Source organism: Povalibacter uvarum, assembly GCF_014202975.1.
GTDB lineage: Bacteria > Pseudomonadota > Gammaproteobacteria > Steroidobacterales > Steroidobacteraceae > Steroidobacter > Steroidobacter uvarum.
The window spans coordinates 356,701-376,871 of sequence record NZ_JACHHZ010000004.1 but is presented as its reverse complement, the minus strand read 5'-3'; the positions used below and the strand labels follow the sequence as shown (position 1 = coordinate 376,871).

The 20,171-nt window shown below is 63.0% G+C and carries 23 protein-coding genes; 8 read left to right on the top strand and 15 right to left on the bottom strand.

Annotation, left to right across the window (positions count from 1 at the left end; genetic code table 11):
- Nucleotides 1-86 precede the first annotated feature (86 nt).
- The 3 genes from HNQ60_RS18045 (at nt 87) to HNQ60_RS18035 (ending at nt 4,373) form a co-directional block, all read left to right on the top strand.
- Nucleotides 87-1,676 carry a serine hydrolase domain-containing protein gene (locus HNQ60_RS18045; RefSeq protein WP_184334163.1) on the top strand — a complete coding sequence of 530 codons (1,590 nt, stop codon included), beginning with the start codon at nt 87-89 and terminating at the stop codon, nt 1,674-1,676.
- Nucleotides 1,677-1,791: 115 nt separating this feature from the next.
- The gene (locus HNQ60_RS18040; RefSeq protein WP_407676458.1) at nt 1,792-2,862 is read left to right on the top strand and encodes a serine hydrolase domain-containing protein; all 1,071 of its coding nucleotides are present in this window, start codon (nt 1,792-1,794) and stop codon (nt 2,860-2,862) included.
- 113 nt (nt 2,863-2,975) lie between these two features.
- The gene (locus HNQ60_RS18035) at nt 2,976-4,373 is read left to right on the top strand and encodes a M20/M25/M40 family metallo-hydrolase (protein WP_184334161.1); all 1,398 of its coding nucleotides are present in this window, start codon (nt 2,976-2,978) and stop codon (nt 4,371-4,373) included.
- A gap of 132 nt (nt 4,374-4,505) precedes the next feature.
- Here HNQ60_RS18035 and HNQ60_RS18030 read toward each other — a convergent pair whose 3' ends face one another.
- The 12 genes from HNQ60_RS18030 to HNQ60_RS17975 all read right to left on the bottom strand — a co-directional run bounded on the left by HNQ60_RS18030 (nt 4,506) and on the right by HNQ60_RS17975 (nt 11,445).
- Nucleotides 4,506-5,099, bottom strand: coding sequence for a mechanosensitive ion channel family protein (locus tag HNQ60_RS18030; RefSeq protein ID WP_184334160.1), 594 nt, complete (start codon nt 5,097-5,099; stop codon nt 4,506-4,508).
- A 28-nt stretch (nt 5,100-5,127) separates the two neighbouring features.
- Nucleotides 5,128-6,492, bottom strand: coding sequence for a phospholipase D-like domain-containing protein (locus HNQ60_RS18025; RefSeq protein WP_221304274.1), 1,365 nt, complete (start codon nt 6,490-6,492; stop codon nt 5,128-5,130).
- Between the two features lie 65 nt (nt 6,493-6,557).
- Nucleotides 6,558-7,268, bottom strand: a complete 711-nt coding sequence (locus HNQ60_RS18020; protein ID WP_221304273.1) for a M15 family metallopeptidase — start codon at nt 7,266-7,268, stop codon at nt 6,558-6,560.
- On the bottom strand, nt 7,265-7,495 hold the full coding sequence (locus HNQ60_RS18015) for a hypothetical protein (protein ID WP_184334157.1): 231 nt from the start codon (nt 7,493-7,495) through the stop codon (nt 7,265-7,267). Before HNQ60_RS18015 ends, HNQ60_RS18020 begins: the two co-directional genes overlap by 4 nt.
- Nucleotides 7,496-7,531: 36 nt before the next feature.
- On the bottom strand, nt 7,532-7,858 hold the full coding sequence (sugE, locus tag HNQ60_RS18010; protein WP_221304272.1) for a quaternary ammonium compound efflux SMR transporter SugE: 327 nt from the start codon (nt 7,856-7,858) through the stop codon (nt 7,532-7,534).
- Between the two features lie 113 nt (nt 7,859-7,971).
- Complete coding sequence (locus HNQ60_RS18005) at nt 7,972-8,379, bottom strand: nuclear transport factor 2 family protein (protein ID WP_184334156.1); 408 nt, start codon at nt 8,377-8,379, stop codon at nt 7,972-7,974.
- A gap of 34 nt (nt 8,380-8,413) precedes the next feature.
- Nucleotides 8,414-8,935: a GNAT family N-acetyltransferase gene (locus tag HNQ60_RS18000; protein ID WP_184334155.1), complete on the bottom strand. Its 522-nt coding sequence runs from the start codon at nt 8,933-8,935 to the stop codon at nt 8,414-8,416.
- Nucleotides 8,936-8,940: 5 nt separating this feature from the next.
- A complete protein-coding gene (locus HNQ60_RS17995) occupies nt 8,941-9,636 on the bottom strand; it encodes a CTP synthase C-terminal region-related (seleno)protein (RefSeq protein ID WP_184334154.1) in 696 nt (231 codons plus the stop codon).
- A 12-nt stretch (nt 9,637-9,648) separates the two neighbouring features.
- Nucleotides 9,649-10,059, bottom strand: a complete 411-nt coding sequence (locus tag HNQ60_RS17990; protein WP_184334153.1) for a low affinity iron permease family protein — start codon at nt 10,057-10,059, stop codon at nt 9,649-9,651.
- A 29-nt stretch (nt 10,060-10,088) separates the two neighbouring features.
- Nucleotides 10,089-10,358, bottom strand: a complete 270-nt coding sequence (locus tag HNQ60_RS17985) for a DUF2277 domain-containing protein (protein ID WP_184334152.1) — start codon at nt 10,356-10,358, stop codon at nt 10,089-10,091.
- Between the two features lie 74 nt (nt 10,359-10,432).
- Complete coding sequence (locus HNQ60_RS17980) at nt 10,433-10,762, bottom strand: DHCW motif cupin fold protein (RefSeq protein WP_184334151.1); 330 nt, start codon at nt 10,760-10,762, stop codon at nt 10,433-10,435.
- Nucleotides 10,763-10,899: 137 nt separating this feature from the next.
- A complete protein-coding gene (locus HNQ60_RS17975) occupies nt 10,900-11,445 on the bottom strand; it encodes a phosphatase PAP2 family protein (protein WP_184334150.1) in 546 nt (181 codons plus the stop codon).
- Between the two features lie 269 nt (nt 11,446-11,714).
- On the opposite strand from HNQ60_RS17975, the gene HNQ60_RS17970 reads away from it, so the two are divergent.
- The 4 genes from HNQ60_RS17970 to aceK all read left to right on the top strand — a co-directional run bounded on the left by HNQ60_RS17970 (nt 11,715) and on the right by aceK (nt 17,123).
- Nucleotides 11,715-12,401, top strand: coding sequence for a response regulator transcription factor (locus HNQ60_RS17970; protein WP_184334149.1), 687 nt, complete (start codon nt 11,715-11,717; stop codon nt 12,399-12,401).
- Nucleotides 12,358-13,659, top strand: a complete 1,302-nt coding sequence (locus tag HNQ60_RS17965; RefSeq protein ID WP_184334148.1) for a sensor histidine kinase — start codon at nt 12,358-12,360, stop codon at nt 13,657-13,659. The genes HNQ60_RS17970 and HNQ60_RS17965 overlap by 44 nt, the downstream gene beginning before the upstream one ends.
- A gap of 172 nt (nt 13,660-13,831) precedes the next feature.
- The gene (icd, locus tag HNQ60_RS17960) at nt 13,832-15,133 is read left to right on the top strand and encodes an NADP-dependent isocitrate dehydrogenase (RefSeq protein WP_184334147.1); all 1,302 of its coding nucleotides are present in this window, start codon (nt 13,832-13,834) and stop codon (nt 15,131-15,133) included.
- 229 nt (nt 15,134-15,362) lie between these two features.
- Nucleotides 15,363-17,123 carry a bifunctional isocitrate dehydrogenase kinase/phosphatase gene (aceK, locus tag HNQ60_RS17955; RefSeq protein ID WP_184334146.1) on the top strand — a complete coding sequence of 587 codons (1,761 nt, stop codon included), beginning with the start codon at nt 15,363-15,365 and terminating at the stop codon, nt 17,121-17,123.
- A gap of 149 nt (nt 17,124-17,272) precedes the next feature.
- On the opposite strand, the gene HNQ60_RS17950 is transcribed toward aceK, so the two are convergent.
- Nucleotides 17,273-17,848 (bottom strand): hypothetical protein, encoded by a 576-nt coding sequence (locus tag HNQ60_RS17950; protein ID WP_184334145.1) that lies wholly within the window; start codon nt 17,846-17,848, stop codon nt 17,273-17,275.
- Between the two features lie 114 nt (nt 17,849-17,962).
- On the opposite strand from HNQ60_RS17950, the gene HNQ60_RS17945 reads away from it, so the two are divergent.
- Nucleotides 17,963-18,163, top strand: coding sequence for a DUF2905 domain-containing protein (locus tag HNQ60_RS17945; protein WP_184334144.1), 201 nt, complete (start codon nt 17,963-17,965; stop codon nt 18,161-18,163).
- A 6-nt stretch (nt 18,164-18,169) separates the two neighbouring features.
- Here HNQ60_RS17945 and HNQ60_RS17940 read toward each other — a convergent pair whose 3' ends face one another.
- A complete protein-coding gene (locus tag HNQ60_RS17940; protein WP_184334143.1) occupies nt 18,170-18,610 on the bottom strand; it encodes a hypothetical protein in 441 nt (146 codons plus the stop codon).
- Nucleotides 18,611-18,713: 103 nt separating this feature from the next.
- Nucleotides 18,714-20,165, bottom strand: coding sequence for an efflux transporter outer membrane subunit (locus HNQ60_RS17935; RefSeq protein WP_184334142.1), 1,452 nt, complete (start codon nt 20,163-20,165; stop codon nt 18,714-18,716).
- Nucleotides 20,166-20,171 lie beyond the last annotated feature (6 nt).

The following is a 20,171-nucleotide window of genomic DNA, read 5'->3' as shown; positions in this document are numbered from 1 at the left end:
TCTTCTCACTCTCTTTACGCTTCGGACCTGGGTCTCCTGCCGAGGAATCGATGAAGCACTCTCGGTTGATGAAGCACTCTCGGTTGATGAAGCACTCCTGCTCCCTGCCGGCTTTCGCTATCGCACTGGCGCTCGCAGCCTGCGCCAGTCACCCTCCTGCATCTGCGAACGCGCAACGCCCTGCCCCGGGCGCTCCGCAGTTCGATGCAATCTTCCAGGACGTGATGACGCGCTATCGCCTGCCGGGCCTCGCGCTGGGCGTCATTCAGGACGGCAAGGTCGTCTACACGCGTGCTGCTGGCGAGGTCGTCGCAGGCTCGGGCCAGAAGATCGACAACGACACGCTGTTCAAGATCGCATCGAACAGCAAGGCAATGACGAGCGGCGTCCTCGCGCGCCTTGTCGATGCGGGCAAGCTGCAGTGGGACGATCCTGTTACGAAGTATCTGCCGCAGTTCAAGATGCACGACCCCTGGGTCACGCAGAACATGCAGGTGCGCGACCTGCTGATTCACAACAGCGGCCTGCGCGAAGGCGCGGGCGATCTGATGCTCTGGCCGGAGCCGAATCTGTTCACTCGCGCCGACATCATCAGCGGGCTGCAGCATCTCAAGCCGCAGCGCAGCTTCCGGTCGGGTTATGACTACGACAATCTGATGTACGTCGTCGCGGGTGAAGTCGCGGCATCCGCCGCAGGCATCTCCTATGAAGAGCTCGTGCAGCGCGAATTATTCGCGCCGCTTGGCATGACTCGATGCCAGGTCGGCGAATGGAATCTCGAGCAGGTCGGCAACGTCGCGCAGCCCCATATGCGGCAGGGCGACGGGAATACTGTCATTCGCAAGGATGACCCCATAGTTCCGGTGATCACGTCGGCAGCGGCCGGCGGCATCCGCTGCAGCCTCAATGACATGCTGACCTGGATGCGGATGTGGCTGAACCCGGGGCTGAAATCCGCATCCGGCGTTCCGTGGCTTTCGAGCACCCAGCGCGACGCGCTCTGGAGCGCGCAGATGCCCATGCCGATCTCGAAACGCCAGCGAGCCTGGGACGGGAGTCGCTTCAATGCCTACGGCTACGGCTGGCGAATCTCAGACGTCGATGGCGTTCTGCGAGTCGCTCACACAGGCACACTCGCCGGCATGTTCTCCGCGGTCAACCTGCTGCCGGAGAAGAACAGCGGCTTCGTGTTCCTGATCAATGGCGATGGCTCGGATGCGCGCGCTGTTCTGAATTCATTGCTCGCGAAGCAGCTCACTGCGCCCGAGAAGGGCCAGCCTGTTGCGTGGTACGCCGATCAGCTCGAGGCCGAACGCGCGTCGGTACCGGCGCAGAATCGAGCCCCGGACACTTCCACGCGCGTTCCCGTGTCGGCTTCGTTCAAGCAGCAAGGCATCTATCGCGATCCGTGGTTCGGCGAAGTTTCCCTGTGCGCTCGCGGCGACACCGTCGACTTCGTCGCCGCGAAATCGCCGGGGCTGCACGGTAGACTCATGCAGGTCGGAGAGCGCGTGCTCGTCGACTGGTACGACGACAGCGTCGACGCCGAAGCCTGGCTGACTTTCGCACCGGTCGGCGGATCAACGACGCTGACCATGAACAAGGTCGATCCAGATGCGGACTTCAGTTACGACTATGAAGATTTGGCTTTCACGCGCGTACGCGCGTGTCCGTAGGCACGAAGGTGTCCGGCTGAAGCCGGACCCACAGAAGCCCTGCCTCCCTCATGGGTCAGACTCCGCCCGTGGGTCCGGCTTCAGCCGGACGTCAGCGCGACAGCGCTCCGCGTTCCTGTGGCCCATGATCGCGCTCTACGCACTCACGACCGCCGCATGCACCAACGACGGCGACAAGGGCCCTTCGATGCAAGATCAAGTCGACCAGATAATGCACGACTACGACGGCGACGTGCCCGGCGCCTCCGTTCTGCTCATCCACAACGGCAACCCGGTCATCAAGCGCTCCTACGGCTTGGCCGATCTCGCGACGAGGGCACCCGCGAAGCCCGAGACGAATTACCGGCTCGCTTCGGTCACGAAGCAATTCACCGCGGCCTCGATCCTGCTGCTCGCGCAGGACGGCCAGCTCCAGCTCGACGATCCGATCAGCAAGTGGTTTCCCGATCTACCCGCCGCGACTGATGCGATCACCGTTCGCCATCTGCTGTCGCATCTGTCGGGCCTCATCGACTACGAGGAAGTGATCCCGCCGCAGATGACCGGACAGCTCCACGACGCGGACGTGCTGAAAATTCTGGAAACCCAGGACAAGACGTACTTCGCACCCGGCAGCAGCTATCGCTACAGCAACAGCGGCTATGCCCTGCTCGCACTGATCGTCGAGCGCGTGTCCGGCAAGACGTTTGCGACGTTCCTGCGCGAACGAATCTTCCAGCCGTTGCGGATGATGAACACGGTCGCCCACGAGGAAGGTGTATCGGTCGTCGCTCACCGGGCTTTCGGTCACAGCCTCGAGAACGGCGCATGGGCCCGGACCGACCAGAGCCAGACGAGCGCGGTCCTCGGCGATGGCGGCATCTACTCGTCGATCGACGATCTCGCCAACTGGGATGCCGCGCTCTACGACGACCGATTGCTCACCGACAGTTCCCGCGAGCTCGCATTCACACCCGTGACGAAGACGGACGATCCCACGATCGAGTACGCAATGGGCTGGCGGATCACGCGCGAAGAGACCGGCGGCACGACGCTGTGGCATTCGGGCGAGACGAAGGGCTTTCGCAACGTGATCGTCCGTTATCCGGACGAGCATCTCACCGTCATCGTGCTGACGAATCGGGACGATCCCGAGCCCTATCAGACGGCGCGCGCCATCGCGGGCCTGTACCTGAAGAAGAAATAACCCGCGATCCGGCGAATCGCGTTCCTGCACGAGTATCGTGTCGGAATGCGCGGTTGACGGAGCGCACGAGCGCTTGGGTTATGCTTGCCGCATCGTTCCCCGGAGACGCCCCGATGAGAAAGCCGATTCTGTGCGCGGCCGCGCTGGCTATCGCCATTTCGTTCTCTGCGCATGCGCAGACAGCGTCGCACCAGGTCAAAGCCCGCGAAGTCTACGCACGCGTCATTTCGTTCCGGACGGCAGCGGAGCAGAAGCAGACACCGGCGATGGTTGCGTACCTCGTCGAGGTTCTCAAGACGGGCGGCGTCCCGGAAACGGATATTGCCACGATCGATCATGCGGGTGAGAAGGCACTCATCGTGCGCCTCACCGGACAGAAGCGGGGCAAGCCGGTTCTTTTCTCGGCGCACATGGATGTCGTCGATGCGCGGCCGGAGGAATGGGAGCGAGATCCGTTCACGCTGATCGAGGAGAACGGCAACTTCTACGGCCGCGGCACGATGGACAACAAGGCTGGCGTGGTTGCCCTCGTTTCCACGATCCTGCGCTTCAAGGCCGAACAGCTGAAGCCGGCGCGCGACCTGGTCTTCGCGTTCGTCGGCGACGAAGAGACGGCAATGGACACGACCCGGCTCATCGCCGCGCATCCGTGGGTCAAGGATTCGGAGTTCGCCATCAACACCGATGCCGGCGGCGGCATTCTCGACGATGCGACGGGCAAGCCGCTCATCTACCTCGTGCAGGGCGCTGAGAAGACATACGCGACGTTCGACGTGACCGTCACCAATCCCGGCGGTCACAGCTCGCGGCCGCGCAGCGACAACGCGATCTATCAGCTTGCGCATGCGATCGAGAAGATCGAAGCGTACAAATTCCCGGTGATGGCGAACGCGCTGACGCGGGCGTATCTCGGCGCCGTCGGCAAGGCACAGCCTGGTGCCGTCGGCGAGGCACTGCGGAAGTTCTCTGCTGATCCGACTGATGCCACGGCCGCGGACGCACTCGCCAAGTCGCCGGAGTTCGTCGGCACGACCCGCACTACATGCGTCGCGACGATGCTGCAGGCAGGCCATGCGGAGAATGCGTTGCCGCAGACCGCTACTGCGGCGGTGAATTGCCGTATTTTCCCCGGCGTGCCCGTCGACACCGTACGCGACGCACTTGTCACCGCGATCGGTGACCCGCAGGTGAAAGTCGTGACGCGAGGCAATCCCGAAGCGAGCCCGGTCTCGGAGATGCGCCCGGACGTCATGGCGGCAATCACGCGCTCCGTCCGTGCGAACTATCCCAGCGTCGCGGTCGTCCCCTATCTCGAATCTGGCGGCACGGACGGCAAGGTCTATCGCATCGCCGGCATTCCGACCTTCGCCAGCTCAGGCATGTTCAGCAAGCCGAGCGAGATGTTCGCCCACGGATTGAACGAGCGCCTGCCCGTCGCCTCGTTCTACCAGGGGCTCGATCATATCTATGGCCTCGCAATCGAGCTCGGTGGGGTGCGGCGCGGACGCTAAGGAAGAGAGAAGAGAAGACTTTCCACGGGGAACACGGGGTACCACGGGGACAAGCATTTTTTCCGGCAGACTTTATTCTTCCCCGTGGCGCCCCGTGCCCCCCGTGGAGAATCTTCCTCCTGATCGATGACATCAGCCGTCGTTCGTCGATGTCGACTCCTCGAGCGGCCGCATGGCGCTGCCGGTCCAGCGACGGACGACGCGCTGGAAGAACAGGCTGTTCGGGATCTGCAGCGTCGTTGCGTTCGATGCATCGCTGCCATTTTCTTCCTGCAACGTCGTGTAGATCAGGTTGATGTCGGTCACACGTCCCTTCAGGCCGGGTTTCTCGCCGTTCTCCAGCAGCTCGATACGTTCGTAGAGCCGGAACGGACGCGTCGTGAAGATCAATATCGTGCAGAAGATATTGGACAGCACGCTCCACACGGCGAAGAACGCCACGGCCGCGACCGCCGCAAAGCCAGTGAACGCTCCCCACAATACGCCGGCGGAGACGCCGAGCCGCTCGAGCACGAGCAGCACCGCCGCAGCGTAGATCAGGAAACCGGAGGCACGACGAACGACCGTAAGCGCCTCCGCCGGCAAATTGTGCCGGCCGAGCCGGCGGATCAATCGTCGCGCCAGTTGTTGCAGAAGCCATGCGACCGCAACGATCAGGAGAACCTGCGCCACGGGGACGATCACGTCCAGCCATTCGCGGGCCCAGGCTGGCCAGTACTCACTCATCAGCTTTCGTTACCTCTGTTTGTGGCGATCACAACTGGAATGCGACTGTCAGCAGCAATCCTTCTGCGATGTCGCGCAGCAACCCCGGGCGCGTTGCTTCATACACGGCGCCTTGCGGCGCGACTTCATCGATCCAGCCCGCGAACCACGCGATGTCGCGGGGATCGTAGAAAACCACCGACGCTTCGTGATTGAGCTGCAGGCTGCGCAGATCGAGATTGATCGAGCCGCTCATGGCCAGCGTATCGTCGACGACCAGGCCCTTGGCGTGAATCATGCGCGGGAGCAGCCGGAACTCCACGCCTGCCATCGCGAGATCCCGCATGGCGCGCGAACGCACGAAGTCGGCGAGACGATGATTGGAGAACTCCGGCAACACGATCGTGACCTTGACGCCGCGACGCGCCGCGAGACGGATCGCGACACGCAAGCTGTCATCCGGCACGAAGTACGGCGTCACCGCGAGAATGCGACGACGCGCGCGATAGCAGGCATCGATCAGCAATGACTGCGCTGTGTCCTCGGCCTGATCCGGACCGCTCGGCAGGAACTGGACGCGAGAACCCTGCGCAATTCCCACGGCGTTTGGCACACGGGCAGCAACCTCCCCTCGCGTCGTGCCTGCCCAGTCTAGATCGAACTGCCGGGCCGCTTCGGCCGCGATCGATCCCCGGAGATCGAAGGACAGGTCGAGCCACGCCGGCTCCTTGTTCGTGTCGATGAAATACTCCGCGGCGAGATTGCGCCCGCCGCTCCAGACCCATCGATCGTCAGCAATGACGAACTTGCGATGATTGCGCAGATTGCGCGGACCGAGCCTGCGCAGGCTGAGGAACGGCCGGAACACGGCAACTTCGACGCCGGCCTTACGAAGCTTTCGCAGGAATCGTCCCGGGACGAATACGGCGAAGAAGCCATCGAGCAACAGGCGCACTTTCACGCCGGCCCGTGCCTTCGCCACCAGACGCTCGACTACGTCCGTCCCGATCGGATCATTGCCGATCAGGAACGTGCACACATCGAGGCGCTCATGCGCCGCCTCGATGAGCTCCCAGAGTGCGTCGCGGGCCTCGACTCCATTGCGATGAGGGCGCACTTCGGCAAGCGACGGCGGCGCAAGCCCGAAACACTCGATGAGCTCGGCGGCCCAGTGCTCTCCTTCGGTCATGTCGCCCGTTCTTGGCGTCGCGACCGGGCGCAGCTTGCGCTGGCCGAACAGCAGATAGATCGGCAGCATGAGATACGGCATGAGCGCGAGCCCGAGCACCCATGCAATGGCGGAAGTCGGCGCGCGACGAGCGTGCTGGGCACGCGTCGTGAGGATGTAGACGAGCACGGCGATCGCGCTCACCAGGACATAGTTGGCCGGGGTCGGCAGCCAGGTCGCGATCACGATGGCGTTGCGTGGTTCGACATGGTCGCGGATTGTAGCCGCGTGCGAGCCGATCCGGCTGCGGTCTATTTCACCGGGAAGTCGTACGCGACGTCTTTCGACGGTTCGGGCTGGAACGTGTAGTGCCACCATTCCATGGCGTAGTTCCGGAACCCCTCTTTCTCCATGGCGGCGCGCAGGCGCTGGCGATTCTCCCTTTGCCGCGGCGTGATCTCCGGCGACTCGGTGTTGGCGAGGGCATCGAAGAAATCGAACTCCGTGCCCATGTCGAGACTCGCGCACTGGCCGCTCGACTCACATCGCATGAGCGTGAGATCGATGGTCGCGCCGCGGCTGTGACCGGATGTGGCTGCGATGTAGTCGCCGAGCAGCTTGCTCTTGTCGAGCGCCGGATAGAACAGCGGCTTCGTGCGCTGGTCATCGAGGTCGCCGGCCCAGCGCACGAAATGACCTACGGCGCGGACGGGCCGATAGCAGTCGAAGATCCGCAGACGGAACTGTTCTGCCCGCAGGGCAAGCTCGACCCGTTGCAACGCTTCCGCAACGGGCTCGAGCAGAAAGCATCGCGGAGCTTCGTAGCCGTCGACGCGTGCACCGACGAAGTTCGCGCTGGTCGCGTACCGGATATCGAGACGAATATCCGGCACGAGGGCCTGAATGCTGACGAAGCCGGCGGCGGCCGGCGTCGCGGCGGGAGAAACCTTCGGAGCGTCGTCAGCATGCCCGAGCGAAGCTGCGATAACGGTCGCCCCAAGGAATATCCGAGTGACGCTCATGACCGCTCCGTCAGCAACGTCTCGCATCGCTTGACCCAACGATCCGGCGCAAACCGTGCGGCCCAGATGAAAGCTCCGCCGAGCAAAGCGCAGATCGATACCGCGTAGTCGCGCCCCGGGTCGGCAGCGCCGAACCACAGCGCTATCGCGACCAGCACGCCGCCGATCGCTGCGAGGAACGTTCGCGTCCTGCGGGTCTCGGGGCTGTCGCGGCCTTGAGTCTTCATGCGAACACTCTACCGCCGCGACAATCGCGCCGAAAGCTATTGCGAGAGCTTGAGCCCGACGATTCCGGCCATGATCAGGCCGATACTGAGGAGTCGCGGAGGGCTCGCCGCATCGCCGAGCAGCGCGATGCCGATTGCAGCCGTCCCTACGGCGCCGACGCCGACCCAGACGGCGTAGGCCGTGCTCATCGGCAACGACTTCATGGCGACACCGAGCAACGCAAGGCTAACGATCATCGCGGCAACCGTGCCGACGCTCGGCCACAGCCGCGTAAAGCCCTCGGTGTACTTGAGCCCGACGGCCCAGGCCACTTCGAAGAGACCCGCGAGAATGAGCAGAAACCAGGAGATTGTGGGGGACATGTCGCACCGCGAATGCGGGGTCGTCCCCTTGAGAGATCAGCCGCGAGGTCGTCCCCGGAGCTGGCCCGCGGATGCAGGCCCCTGTTTAGTCCCCGGACGCGGGCCGAAGTTCCCTACCAGGACTCGAAGCAATCGTAGTTGCGCTGAACGGCGATCCGGCCGCCTTCGATCTCGAAGAACATCGCGAAGTACGCTTTCATCGCGGCTCCGGCGGGCAATGTCGCCAGCGGCGTTGCGAGCGTCGCGGTCCACACGGCCTCGACAGCGACGTGGCTGCCCTGGGCCACGACGGAACGGATGTCGAAGTGCTGCTGTCGCAAGAGCGTCTTGCCCTGCTCGGCTCTTTTCAGGAGGGTCGCGAGATCGCTCTCCCCGCCTTTGGGATTGAGACGATTCGGCAATTCGATCTGACGTGCGTCGCGTGAGAAGAAGCGTCCGAGCGCATCGCCCGCTGCGCCGTTGCCCAGCGCGGCGAGGTAGTCGCGAACCACAGTGACATTCGTCTCTTCGATCGTTGCCATGACTGCCTCCAGCTCAGCGGAACCGCGACACCGCCTATCCGTCGACGGGAATCGCCGGCGTCGCCAGGGTTTTCTGATAGAACGCGAGATCGAGCCAGCGGCCGAACTTGAAGCCGGCTTCACGGATCGTGCCCGCGTGCGTGAAGCCAAGCCGTTCATGCAGTGCGATGCTCGATGCGTTCGTCACATCGATGCCGCCAACCATCACGTGATAGTTCTGCGCCGTCGCCGCCTCGATCAGTTTCTGCATCAGCTTGAATCCAAGCCCTTGTCCGCGATGCGACGCATGGATGTAAATCGAATGCTCGACGCTGTACTTGTAAGCGGGCCAGGCTCGGAACGTGCCATAGCTGGCGAACCCCATCAGTGTGCCCCGTTGGTCGACTGCGCCGATCACGGGGAAGCGACCGACGTCCTTCGCTGCGAACCACGAGACCATGTTGTCGATCGTCCGCGGCTTGTAGTCGTACAGCGCAGTCGAGTTGACGATGGCGTCATTCAGGATCTCGAGGATCGGCGTCGCGTGGGCGTCGAAGGTACAGGCTACGAATTCCATAGGGCTCACTTCGCGCACGCGCGCACGAACGCAACGACCAGCGGCGGAGTCACATCTTTCAGAGCCGCGCGTTCGGACTGGAAGAGACTCGCGACGAAGAACGGATGATCGTCCAACTCGACAGCTCGGATATCTCCAGCGTCATCACGTGCCGCGACTTTGAGCGGCCCGCTCGCGATGGCCTGCGCGAACTCCGGATTGATGCCATAGCTGCAGTGATAGCCTTCATGGGCCTCGCTCGCGCCGTACGCCTGAGCGGTCCGTGATCCCGGAACGAAGCGCACGGAACCGCTGACTTCAACGAGTGAACAAGTCAGCGGTGCAATGACAGCGCGAGGTGAATCGGGCGCGGTTTCCGCGTGATCCGCATCGACCCAGCCCAGAACGTTGCGCGCGTACTCGACCACGGCATGCTGAAAGCCGCCGCACGATCCCAGAAAAGGAATCGGCTTCGAGCGCGCATACCGGATCGCGAGCAGTGCGCCATCCATGTTCCGATAGGGGCTTCCCGGTACGCACCACAGCCCATCGAAACGCCGCAGCGGATCGGCACTGATGATCGTCTCCGTCGGCAGCCATTCGAACGCCGCATCGACTCCGACCGCCTCGCCCGCGAGACGCAGCGCAATGGGAATCGCCTTGTGCGCAACGACAGCGTCGCTGCGGTCGCCAACCAGCCCGATGAGTACGCGATCGCGCATCAGTATCGTCTCTCAGCTTTCCGGTGTGTCGGTGTCGAGGCCGCCCTTCGCGATGGCGCCACGCGCGGAATTCGCGAGCGCCTCGTAACGAACGCGGAAGGCTTCCAGCGTCTTTTCGTCGAGTTCTTCGAGATCGAGCAGCGCGTTGTGCGCACCTTGCGTGGCGCGGATCAGCTCATCGAGCTTCAGCTGCATCGCCTCGGTGTCGCGGTTCTGGGTGTTCTGAATCAGGAAGACCATCAGGAAGGTGACGATGGTGGTGCCGGTATTGATGACCAGCTGCCAGGTATCGCTGAACTTGAAGATCGGGCCCGTAACGGCCCAGACGATGATGACCAGCAACGCCAGCGCAAATGTCGCGGGCCTGCCGGACAACCGGGCGGCTTTCTTGGCCAGCGTGGAATAGGTGTTGCCGAACGACATGACTGCCCCCTATGTCGGCTTGCGAACGTCTATGGCGCAAAGCGGGCGATCGATCTCGCACGCGCACGCGCGGCCTCGACCTCGCGATCGCGCGGTTCGGCTGTCGTCACGAGCGACGCGATCAGCTTCCCGGCCGCCGCGGTGACCTCTTCGATCGCCTGGTTGAACGACTCTTCATTGGCCTTTGACGGCTTGGTGAAGCCGCTGAGCTTGCGGACGAACTGCAGCGAGGCCGCCCGGATCTCCTCCTCCGTGGCCGGTGGCTCGAAATTGAACAGGGTCTTGATGTTCCTGCACATGGCGGCTCCGGATGACAGGCTTGTTTCAGGCAGTGTAGCCCGTCCCCGCCCGGATGGCTGTCGGAGCCCAGGGTTCAGTCGACGATGAAGAGCTTTGCCCCAGAGGATGTAGACGATCGATGGGCTTCTGCCTCATCCGCCACCTGATAACTCATGCCGGGACGCAACGTGAAGCCGCGCCCGTCATCGAGCTCGGTATGAAGCTCGCCCTCGAGGCACAGGAGGATGTGCCCTTTGCGGCACCAGTGGTCGGCAAAGTAGCCGGGAGAGTATTCGACCATTCGCACACGAATGGCGCCGAACTGGCGGGTCCGCCAGTGCGCCACGCCGCGCTCACCCGGATGCTGAGTGGACTCGATCTGGGACCAGTCGGTGGTCCCGAAGGGAAGGTCGGTGATGCGCATGGAAACCTCGCCCGCGATTTGGCAGCGGACGAGTCAATCACACGCGCGGCGGGTTGGCCACGGATAACCAGGGGAGCTGCGGCCTGTGGGTCCGACTTTAGTCGGACCCACAGCAAGAGCCCGGGCCCACACAGAAATCAGATCGGCATCACCACCATGCTCGCACCGGCGAGGGTCGCGCCGATGATCGCGCCTGCAGCCACATCGCTCGGATAGTGAAGGCCAAGAACGACGCGCGACATCGCAACGAGCATCGCGAACGGAACGCAGAGCATTGCCAGCTCGGGATAGCTGGCAGTGATGAGCACCGTGAAGCTCACCGCGTGCAGCGTATGGCCGGAAGGGAAGCTGTAGCGATCAAGCGCCCGCGTTCCCGGAACGATACCCGCGAGCGAAATATACGGACGCTCACGCACGAGACGCGACTTGAGATACTTGTAGAGCGCGAGGCCGGTGAAGCCGACGATAGCCATCCGCAGCACAGGCAGCAGGGCTTCCTGTCCGTAGATGAACGGCAGCGAGAGAACGAGCGTGTACCAGAACACGCCGTCGCCGAGGCGGCTCACCGCCGCGAACACATCGCGAACATACGGACGGCTGCAGCCGCGGTTCAGCCGCAGACACCAGTTGTACTCGATCGCATCGACGCGCCGGAACAGTTCGGTTGCTCTTGCGGAGGCCATAGCAGTCCCCTCGTCCTTCGGTAGCGTGCTCAGTCTCGTCGGGATGTGCTGCAGTCGATTTGCAGGTATATGACCTTTCTGTGATTTGTGACCCAGTGCAGGAAACGGAGAGGATTTTCCACGGGGGAACACAGGGAACCACGGGGCGAGAACCGTATTTCGTCCGCCCCATGGATCCCCGTGAACCCCGTGGAGAATCTTCTCCTCCTTCCTCCCGGTCGGTTGGACCTAGAATGTGACCGCCAGATGACACATCGGATCGAACGCTCATGCAGCTCTTGCTGATCGAGGACCACAAGGACATCGCCGCGAATATCGCGGAATACTTCGCTGCGCGCGGCGACACGGTCGAGCACGCAGCCGATGGCCTTGCCGGTCTCGATCTCGCGCGCACGCGTCCTTACGACGCGATCGTGCTGGACCTGATGCTGCCCGGCATGGATGGCATCTCCGTGTGCCGGAATCTGCGACAGGCCGGCCACACTCGCGTGCCGATCCTCATGCTCACCGCGAAAGACCTGCTGACCGACAAGGTCGAGGGATTCGAAGCAGGCGCGGATGACTACCTGGTCAAACCGTTCTCACTCATCGAGCTGGATGCGCGCCTCAAGGCGCTCGTCCGGCGCGCGAGTCCGCCGGACGCGCCTCGCGTCCTCGTCGTCGGCGATCTGAAGTTCGACCTGAACACGCTCGAAGCCGAGCGCGCAGGCGAGAAGATCAAGCTCAATCCCACGACGCGCCGCATCCTCGCAGTGCTGATGCAGAACGCCGGCCGCGTCGTCACGCGTGCCGAGCTCGAGCACGAGCTGTGGGGCGATCGCGCACCCGAAGGCGATTTCCTGCGGGCTCACATGCACGCTCTGCGTGCGGCGATCGACAAGAATTTCCCGGTCAAGCTGCTTCATACGATACATGGCACGGGCTATCGACTTTCGCCGGATCCCATTCGTCCGTAAGGCCGATCAATGGCTGGCCGGACTCAGCCTGCGGTCGCGCATCGCGGGCACCATGCTCGCGCTTGTCGCAGTCGCGGGCATCGTGCTTGCGGCATGGGCCGTGCTCGCCGACGAGCGCCTGAAGCGCAACGTCACGTACGACTTGCTCTCCGAAGAGCTCACGCACTACGAGCAGCGCATGCGAATCGATCGTGGCGCCGAGCCGCTGCGATCGGCGCGCCTGAGCATCTATCGCTCGAGCGATTTCGCGGAGCTGCCGCGCCGCATCGCGACGCTGCGCCCCGGCGAAATGCATCGCGTCCGTTCGGCGGGACGAGTGCTCGATGTGCTCGTTCGCGACGGGGATTTCGGCCGCCTGTACATCACGTACGACGTGACCACGCACGCTCGACAGGAACTGATCGCGGTCCTGATCATCGCGCTGGGCGTAGTCGGCATCGTCGCCATGGCGGGCTGGGCCGCGTTCGGAATTTCACGCCGCCTCGTCGAGCCCATCAACACACTGGCCGATCGATTGACGGCCATCGATCCCGTTCAGCGTCACGTGCGCATCGGTGCGGAGTTCGCGGGCAACGAGCTCGAACCGATTGCACGATCGATCGACAGCTACATGGAACGGCTCGACGGGTTCGTCGAGCGCGAACAGTCCTTCACATCGACAGCGAGCCACGAGTTGCGGACGCCGCTTGCGGTGATTCGCGGCGCCGTCGAGTTGCTCGAAGCGCAGATGGCGGATCGTCCTTCGACCGCGAGCGCATTGGCGCGCATTCAGCGAGCTGTGCGCGAGATGACGGAATTCACCGACGCCCTGCTCATGCTGTCGCGAGAGGAACACGCCGCGACCCGGGCAGAAGCGGCCTGCGAAGTGCAGCAGCTCCTCGTCCGAGTCGTCGACGACCTGCGTTCCGTCACCGCCGGAAAGAAAATCTCGATCCATGTCGATATGCAGCATCCGGTACGGGTCCCGGCCCCGGAAAGCATGGTGGCCATGCTGATCGGCAATATCGTCCGCAATGCCCTGCAACATGGCACGGCCGACGAGGTCCGGTGCGTCATGAAGGACCGGGAGCTGATCGTGTCCAATGCTGGTGCACTACCCCACGCGGACCTGCCGCAAGCGGCTGCCCGGCATTTCACCACGCATCCAGGAGGCCATGGGATGGGGCTGTACCTCGTGAGGAGGATCTGCGAGAGGTACAGGTGGGGGATACGGCTGGAGAATGACGCGGAGGGGGTACGGGCGACGGTGGGGTTCTAATCGGGCTAGCTGGCTAGCCTGCTAGCCGGCTAGCCAGACGACGACCAACCGGAAAACGCTCAAGGTTCCTGCTCGCTGCCGTCGGGCCGGTCCGCTGGCCATCTGCTATCATCCCGCCCCTCGAAAATCCCCCGTTTCAGCCTTTCCCTCAAGATTCATCGGAGTTGTGTCGATGTCGACAGCGGTCAAGCTCAACGTGCCCGCACAGGGCCAGAAGATCACGATTCAGGACGGCAAGCTCAGCGTTCCGGATCAACCCATCATCCCGTTCATCGAAGGCGACGGCACGGGCCCGGATATCTGGCGCGCGTCGGTTCGCGTGCTCGATGCAGCGGTCGCGAAGGCCTACGGCGGCAAGCGCAAGATCCACTGGATGGAGGTTTACGCCGGCCAGAAGTCGAACGACCTGTTCAACACCTGGCTGCCGGATGAAACCGTGCAGGCCTGCCGCGACTATCTCGTGTCGATCAAGGGACCGCTCACCACTCCGATCGGCGGCGGCATCCGCTCGCTGAACGTCGCGCTGCGCCAGATGCTCGACCTGTACGTCTGCCTGCGCCCGGTGCGCTGGTTCAAGGGCGTGCCTTCGCCGGTGCGTTCGCCGGACAAGGTCGACATGGTGATCTTCCGCGAAAACACCGAAGACATTTACGCCGGCATCGAATTCGAAGCCGGCACGCCGGACAACCAGAAGTTCCTCGACGCCTTCAAGGCCGCGTTCCCGAAGCAGTTCGCCAAGATCCGCTTCCCGAACACCTCGGGCATCGGCATCAAGGCCGTGTCGCAGGAAGGCACCGAGCGCCTGTTCCGTGCGACCGTCGAGTACGCGATCGTCAACAAGCGCAAGAGCGTGACGATCGTGCACAAGGGCAACATCATGAAGTTCACGGAAGGCGCCTTCCGTAACTGGGCCTACGCGCTCGCCGAGAAGGAATTCGCGGACAAGGTCTACACCTGGGATCAGTGGGAACGCACCAAGGCCGCGAAGGGCGAGAAGGCCGCGAACGAAGAGCAGGATGCAGCGAAGAAGGCCGGCAAGATCATCATCAAGGATGCGATTGCCGACATCACGCTGCAGCAGGTGCTGACGCGTCCCGAAGAGTTCGATGTCATCGCGACGATGAACCTCAACGGCGACTACCTGTCGGATGCGCTCGCTGCGCAGGTCGGCGGCATCGGCATCGCACCGGGCGGCAACATCAACTACGTCACCGGCCACGCTGTGTTCGAAGCGACTCACGGCACTGCGCCGAAGTACGCGAACCTCGACAAGGTGAACCCGGGTTCGGTGATCCTGTCAGGCGAAATGATGCTGCGTTACATGGGCTGGACCGAAGCCGCCGACGCCATCATCAGCGCCATGGACAAGGCCATCGGCCAGAAGACCGTGACCTACGACTTCGCCCGCCTCATGGAAGGCGCGAAGGAAGTGAAGTGCAGCGAGTTTGGCGATGCGTTGATTCGCAATCTGTGATTGCGAAGCCAGAGTAGCCTGCTAGCCACTAGCAGCTAGCCAGATCGGGGCGCGAAAGCGCCCCGATTCGTTTCTGGTGGCCTCAGTCTGATTGTGGGTCCGGCTTTAGCCGGACGTTACGCCGGAGGCGCTCCCGCGCTGACGTCCGACTGAAGTCGGACCCACAGGGATTCAGGCCACGATTCTGGCCAGTAGCCAGTAGCCAGCCGCCTCCACTACCCTTCGCCCCATGTCCGCAGCAATTCCCCCCCTCCCCCGCGACGCCCTCGTCGAAGAATGCGCCGCGACGCTGGTGGAAGCGTTCGCGAACTACAACGCGGAGTTCAGGGCGATCACGCGGCGGGCGCCGCAGCGTTTCGAAGCACGGGATTGGCGTGGGAGCCAGCGCGATGCGGTCGAACGCATCGAGCTCTACGAGAAATGCATCAGCCGCGCGGTATCGCACATGCTCACGCGGCTCGGAGAGGATGTCGCGGAGCGATCGCTTTGGGCGAGCGTCAAGCGACGCTTCACTGAACTGATCGAGGCCTTCCCCGATCGCGAGTTCGACAAGACGTTCTTCAATTCCGTCACACGCCAGACCTTCGGCACTGTCGGCGTCGATGCCGCCGTCGAGTTCGTCGCGCTGGATCTCGACCCGATCAGCGAGATCCGTCACCAGATCGACACGAACGTCTATGTGAATCGTGGCTCGCTCGAACTGCTGTTCGAGGAGATCCTGGCTGACTTCCGCTTTCGAACGCCGTATCTCGACTTCGACCGCAGTGTGCGGATCATCACGAACGAAGTCCGTGCGCAATGCGAAGCGGACTCGGATGCGGCACGACCGCCGCTGGAAGTCGAGAAGATCGAACTGATCCGCGTGCCGTTCTATCAGATGACGCGCGCGTACATCGTCGGTCGAATTTCAGGCAAGGGATGGCGGCTGCCCTTCGTGCTGAGTTTCAAGAATTCCGAAAGCGGCGTGCTGATCGACGCCGTGATGATGGACGAGAGCAGCGTCAGCATTCTTTTCAGTTTCACGCGCTCGTACTTTCATGCGGATCTGCCGCATGTCGGGCAAGCCGTGGTCTTCCTCAAAACGATCCTGCCGCGCAAGCCCATCAGCGAGCTCTACACCGTGCTCGGCCGCGCCAAGCAGGGCAAGACGGAACGCTATCGCGAGCTGTTCCGGCACCTGCAGCAGAGCACCGATCAGTTCATGCACGCGCCCGGCGACAAGGGGCTCGTGATGATCTGCTTCACGCTGCCGTCATACGACGTCGTGTTCAAGATCATTCGCGACCGCTTTGCCTATCCGAAGAATGTGCTGCGCGAAGAAGTGCTCCAGAAGTACGAGATGGTCTTCAAGCACGATCGCGCCGGCCGGCTCGTCGATGCCCAGGAATTCAAGCGCCTGAAATTCCCCCGCGCCCGGTTCGCCGATGCGCTGATCGAGGAGCTGCGCAACGAGGCGGCGAACACCGTGCATTTCGAAGACGGTGAGATCGTCATCGATCACATCTATATCGAGCGGCGCATGACGCCGCTCAACCTTTACATCCGCAACGCCTCACGCGAAGAAGCCGAACGCGCCGTGCTCGACTACGGCCAGTGCATCCGCGATCTCGCTGTCACCAACATCTTCGCGGGCGACCTGCTGCTGAAGAACTTCGGCGTGACCCGCCACGGCCGCGTGATCTTCTACGACTACGACGAACTCTGCGCCATCAGCGATTGCCGTTTCCGCGACATCCCCCAGGCCGCGCACGACGAAGACGAGATGCGCGCCGAAGCCTGGTATCACGTCAACGACAACGACGTCTTCCCCGAGACGTTCATGCAGTTCCTCGGCTTCGACCCGCACCTCAAGGCCGTCTTCCTGAAAGTGCACGGCGAAATCCTCACCGCCGACTGGTGGCGCGGCATCCAGCAGCGAATCGCGGAAGGGGATGTGATGGAGGTGCTGCCGTATCACAGGCACAGGGTGAGGGTGTTCAGCAGCGTGTGAGGAGGGAGGCTGGCTGCTGGCCAGAATGGGACCTCTGTCATTCCCGCGGAAGCGGGAATCCATGCCTTGAGAGAAGATGGATTCCCGCCTTCGCGGGAATGACGAGCGACCGGCCAGCCGGCCAATCGCCGGCAGGCCAGCCAACTTCTTCAATCATGCTTCTCCTCGTATATCTCCCTGCTCTGCTGATTCAGCTGCTGGTGGAGATCGACGCGCTCGTCCTTCGTCAGCGTGCCGTCTGACTTGTAACCCTGTTCCAGTTCGCGGATGTCGCGGCGTTCGGTGCGCAGTTCCTGCGCTTCGTCCTGCGTCAATGCGCCGGTCTTCACGCCCTGCGCGATGCGGGCGGTCTGATTGCCCTGACGCTGATTCACGCCAGGATCGCGAACCGCCGGCGGTGTGGCCGGGCGATCCTGCGCATCATGCTTCTGATGATAGATCTCGCGACTTGCCTGGTTCTGCTCATGGTGCAGGTCGCGGCGCTCGGCGCCCGTCAGCGTGCCGTCGGATTTGTAGGCACGCTCGAGCTGCCGAATGTCGCGCTGACTCTCGGCGACATGTCGCGTTTCACGTCGTGTGAGCTCGCCCGAGCGCACGCCCTGATGGATTCTTGCGCGCTGATTCTGCTGACGTGCGTTAACACCGGGATCGCGGGTGCCTGCATCGGCGACTGTTGCGGTCAACAGCAGTGCGGCAACCACCGTCATTGTCATCGGACCTTTCATCGGACTCCTCCTGCTGCCGCTGGCGCGGCGTCGTTGAATCGATGGTGAGTTCAACGCGGGTCGGGGCCGGCGGTTGACAGGGGAATCCGTGGTCTTTATGTAAACTACGCCCGAATGCGCCGCACTCTTATTATCCTGGGCTCGATCATCATCTTGATCGGATTGCTGTGGCCGTGGCTCTCGAAACTGCCGATCGGCCGGTTGCCTGGCGACATCGTCGTCGACCGGCCGGGCTTTCGGTTCTTCCTGCCGGTGACGACGATGCTCATCGCGAGCGTCGTGCTTTCGCTGCTGCTCTGGCTGTTCAGAAAGTAAGCCCGCTCACTTCGACGCCGAGAAGGGATACTCGCCGTACGGTCCGAACGCGACGTTCACGACCTTGAACGTTCCTGCCATGTGCGCGGGAGCAACGCCTGTTGCCGCCGTCACACTGCCTGAGAACGTCCGCACCGTCGCTCCCGTCGATACGTTGTTGTGCAGGAAGTGGAGCTCGCCTGTCGGCGGACAGTAGTAGCCCGTGATCGGAGCAATGCCGAGATACCCGAGGATCACGCGGCATGTGCTGCCGCCCGGCCCACCTCCGCCACCCTGATTCGTGATGTCGAGCGTGGTGTAGTTCTGATCGATCAGAATGCTCCAGCTGCCTGTCACTGTCGCTGGCGGCGCCGCTGCGGCAGTGCCGCTCAGCGCCAATCCCGCCCCCAACACTGCGACTGCCATCAACGCGCGTGCCCTCGGCAATGCGAACTCGAATCTCGACATGATCTTCTCCTCGATGTGATCCAGGAGAGCGAATGCTCTCGTGAATGACAACGGCAGAAGCGCGCGAAACCGGACTTGTACCGAAGTACAGGCGACGACTCAGCTACTGAACGTCGCTCCATCCACCGCCGAGCGCCTTGTAGATCGCAACGAGCTGGGTCGCGACCTGGGTGTTGCTTTCGGAATAGGCGCGCTCCGCCTGGAGCAGCGTCCGGTGTGCATCGAGTTCGACGAGATAGTTCACCAGGCCGTGGTTGTATCGTACGTGCGCGATGTCATACGCATCCCGGCTCGCCGACAACGTTTCTCCAAGCTCCTGGTTGCGCCGACGCTCGGCTTCGTAGGCACTCAGGGCATTCTCGATCTCATGCCAAGCGTGCAGGACGGTGCGCTGGTAGTTCACCGCGGCTTCCTGCTGCTGCAGTTTTCGAATCTCGACCACCGAGCGACGTCGCGAACCGTCGAAGATCGGCAGGCTGATGCTCGGACCGATGGACCACTGGCGCGAGCCCCACTCCGTCAGATCTGAAGCATCGAGCGATTGCTGCACGAAGCTTCCCGTCAACGTGATCCGCGGGTAGAGGTCGGCAACGGCAACGCCGATCTCCGCCGTTGCCGCATGCAACTGGGCCTCCGCTCGCCGAATGTCGGGCCGGCGTCGGGCGACTTCCGAGGGAACGCCGCCGGCGATCGTCCGCGGCATCTGAAACCCCTCCACCTGATTCGCGAGCTGGGTATCGAGAACGCCCGGCTGAACATTCAACAACAAGCCGAGCGCGCTGATGATCTGCGTCTGCTGCTGCTGGAGCTGCGGAATGCTGGAACGCGTCTGCGACAGGCGTGCGCGCTGGGTCGACAGATCCAGCTCATCGACAATGCCGCCCTTGACTCGATACGTCGTCAGCTCGACCAGATCGGCGCTCGCAACGACATCAGCATTCGCGATACGCAACTGCTCCTGCACACCCCGCAGTTCGAGGTAGGTACGGACGACCTCGGCCGTCAGCGACAACTGCGCGTCATGCAGGTTCTCACCGCTGGCCTGGAGTGTCGCATCCGCCGACTCCACCGAACGCCGCACCCGGCCCCACAGGTCGAGTTCCCACGCTGCGTCGAAGCCGGCCTGATAAACACTGAACGGCTCGCTCAGGACGGAGATGATCTCGTCACGCTGCGCGGGCGGCACGATCAGGTTGATGACGCGAGTGCTGACACCGTTCTCGCTCTGGCGCTCCCGGTCGTACAAGGCGCCCGCATTCACACTTGGCCAACGCGCGCCGGCTGCCGCACCTCGTTGCGCCCTGCTCTGTGCGAGGCGAAGGCCAGCGATCGTGATATCGGGATTGTTCTGCAGCGCACGATCGACGAGGTCGTTCAGTGCTGGATCGTTGAACTGCTTCCACCATTGCGCGTCGACGTCCTGCGACGACAGCGCGTCGCCCGCGGACCGCCATTGCTCCGGCATCGCGTCTTCCGGCGCTTTGTAGTCCGGGCCAAGCGCACACGCAGTAAGCATCAGCGCGCCGACGGCGATCAACAAGAATCTGCTTTTCATGGAACA

What these genes read in the sequence shown, in the direction of transcription:
- HNQ60_RS17940 (WP_184334143.1), bottom strand. Translation starts at nt 18,610, where the DNA reads ATGTCGAGATTCGAGTTCGCATTGCCGAGGGCACGCGCGTTGATGGCA.
- HNQ60_RS17995 (WP_184334154.1), bottom strand. Translation starts at nt 9,636, where the DNA reads ATGCGCGATCGCGTACTCATCGGGCTGGTTGGCGACCGCAGCGACGCT.
- HNQ60_RS17975 (WP_184334150.1), bottom strand. Translation starts at nt 11,445, where the DNA reads ATGGCCTCCGCAAGAGCAACCGAACTGTTCCGGCGCGTCGATGCGATC.
- aceK (WP_184334146.1), top strand. Translation starts at nt 15,363, where the DNA reads ATGTCCGCAGCAATTCCCCCCCTCCCCCGCGACGCCCTCGTCGAAGAA.
- HNQ60_RS17965 (WP_184334148.1), top strand. Translation starts at nt 12,358, where the DNA reads ATGGCACGGGCTATCGACTTTCGCCGGATCCCATTCGTCCGTAAGGCC.
- HNQ60_RS18035 (WP_184334161.1), top strand. Translation starts at nt 2,976, where the DNA reads ATGAGAAAGCCGATTCTGTGCGCGGCCGCGCTGGCTATCGCCATTTCG.
- HNQ60_RS18020 (WP_221304273.1), bottom strand. Translation starts at nt 7,268, where the DNA reads ATGAGCGTCACTCGGATATTCCTTGGGGCGACCGTTATCGCAGCTTCG.
- HNQ60_RS17980 (WP_184334151.1), bottom strand. Translation starts at nt 10,762, where the DNA reads ATGCGCATCACCGACCTTCCCTTCGGGACCACCGACTGGTCCCAGATC.
- HNQ60_RS18030 (WP_184334160.1), bottom strand. Translation starts at nt 5,099, where the DNA reads ATGAGTGAGTACTGGCCAGCCTGGGCCCGCGAATGGCTGGACGTGATC.
- HNQ60_RS18045 (WP_184334163.1), top strand. Translation starts at nt 87, where the DNA reads ATGAAGCACTCCTGCTCCCTGCCGGCTTTCGCTATCGCACTGGCGCTC.
- HNQ60_RS18000 (WP_184334155.1), bottom strand. Translation starts at nt 8,935, where the DNA reads ATGGAATTCGTAGCCTGTACCTTCGACGCCCACGCGACGCCGATCCTC.
- HNQ60_RS17935 (WP_184334142.1), bottom strand. Translation starts at nt 20,165, where the DNA reads ATGAAAAGCAGATTCTTGTTGATCGCCGTCGGCGCGCTGATGCTTACT.
- HNQ60_RS17990 (WP_184334153.1), bottom strand. Translation starts at nt 10,059, where the DNA reads ATGTCGTTCGGCAACACCTATTCCACGCTGGCCAAGAAAGCCGCCCGG.
- HNQ60_RS17950 (WP_184334145.1), bottom strand. Translation starts at nt 17,848, where the DNA reads ATGAAAGGTCCGATGACAATGACGGTGGTTGCCGCACTGCTGTTGACC.
- HNQ60_RS17970 (WP_184334149.1), top strand. Translation starts at nt 11,715, where the DNA reads ATGCAGCTCTTGCTGATCGAGGACCACAAGGACATCGCCGCGAATATC.
- sugE (WP_221304272.1), bottom strand. Translation starts at nt 7,858, where the DNA reads ATGTCCCCCACAATCTCCTGGTTTCTGCTCATTCTCGCGGGTCTCTTC.
- icd (WP_184334147.1), top strand. Translation starts at nt 13,832, where the DNA reads ATGTCGACAGCGGTCAAGCTCAACGTGCCCGCACAGGGCCAGAAGATC.
- HNQ60_RS18005 (WP_184334156.1), bottom strand. Translation starts at nt 8,379, where the DNA reads ATGGCAACGATCGAAGAGACGAATGTCACTGTGGTTCGCGACTACCTC.
- HNQ60_RS17945 (WP_184334144.1), top strand. Translation starts at nt 17,963, where the DNA reads ATGCGCCGCACTCTTATTATCCTGGGCTCGATCATCATCTTGATCGGA.
- HNQ60_RS18015 (WP_184334157.1), bottom strand. Translation starts at nt 7,495, where the DNA reads ATGAAGACTCAAGGCCGCGACAGCCCCGAGACCCGCAGGACGCGAACG.
- HNQ60_RS17985 (WP_184334152.1), bottom strand. Translation starts at nt 10,358, where the DNA reads ATGTGCAGGAACATCAAGACCCTGTTCAATTTCGAGCCACCGGCCACG.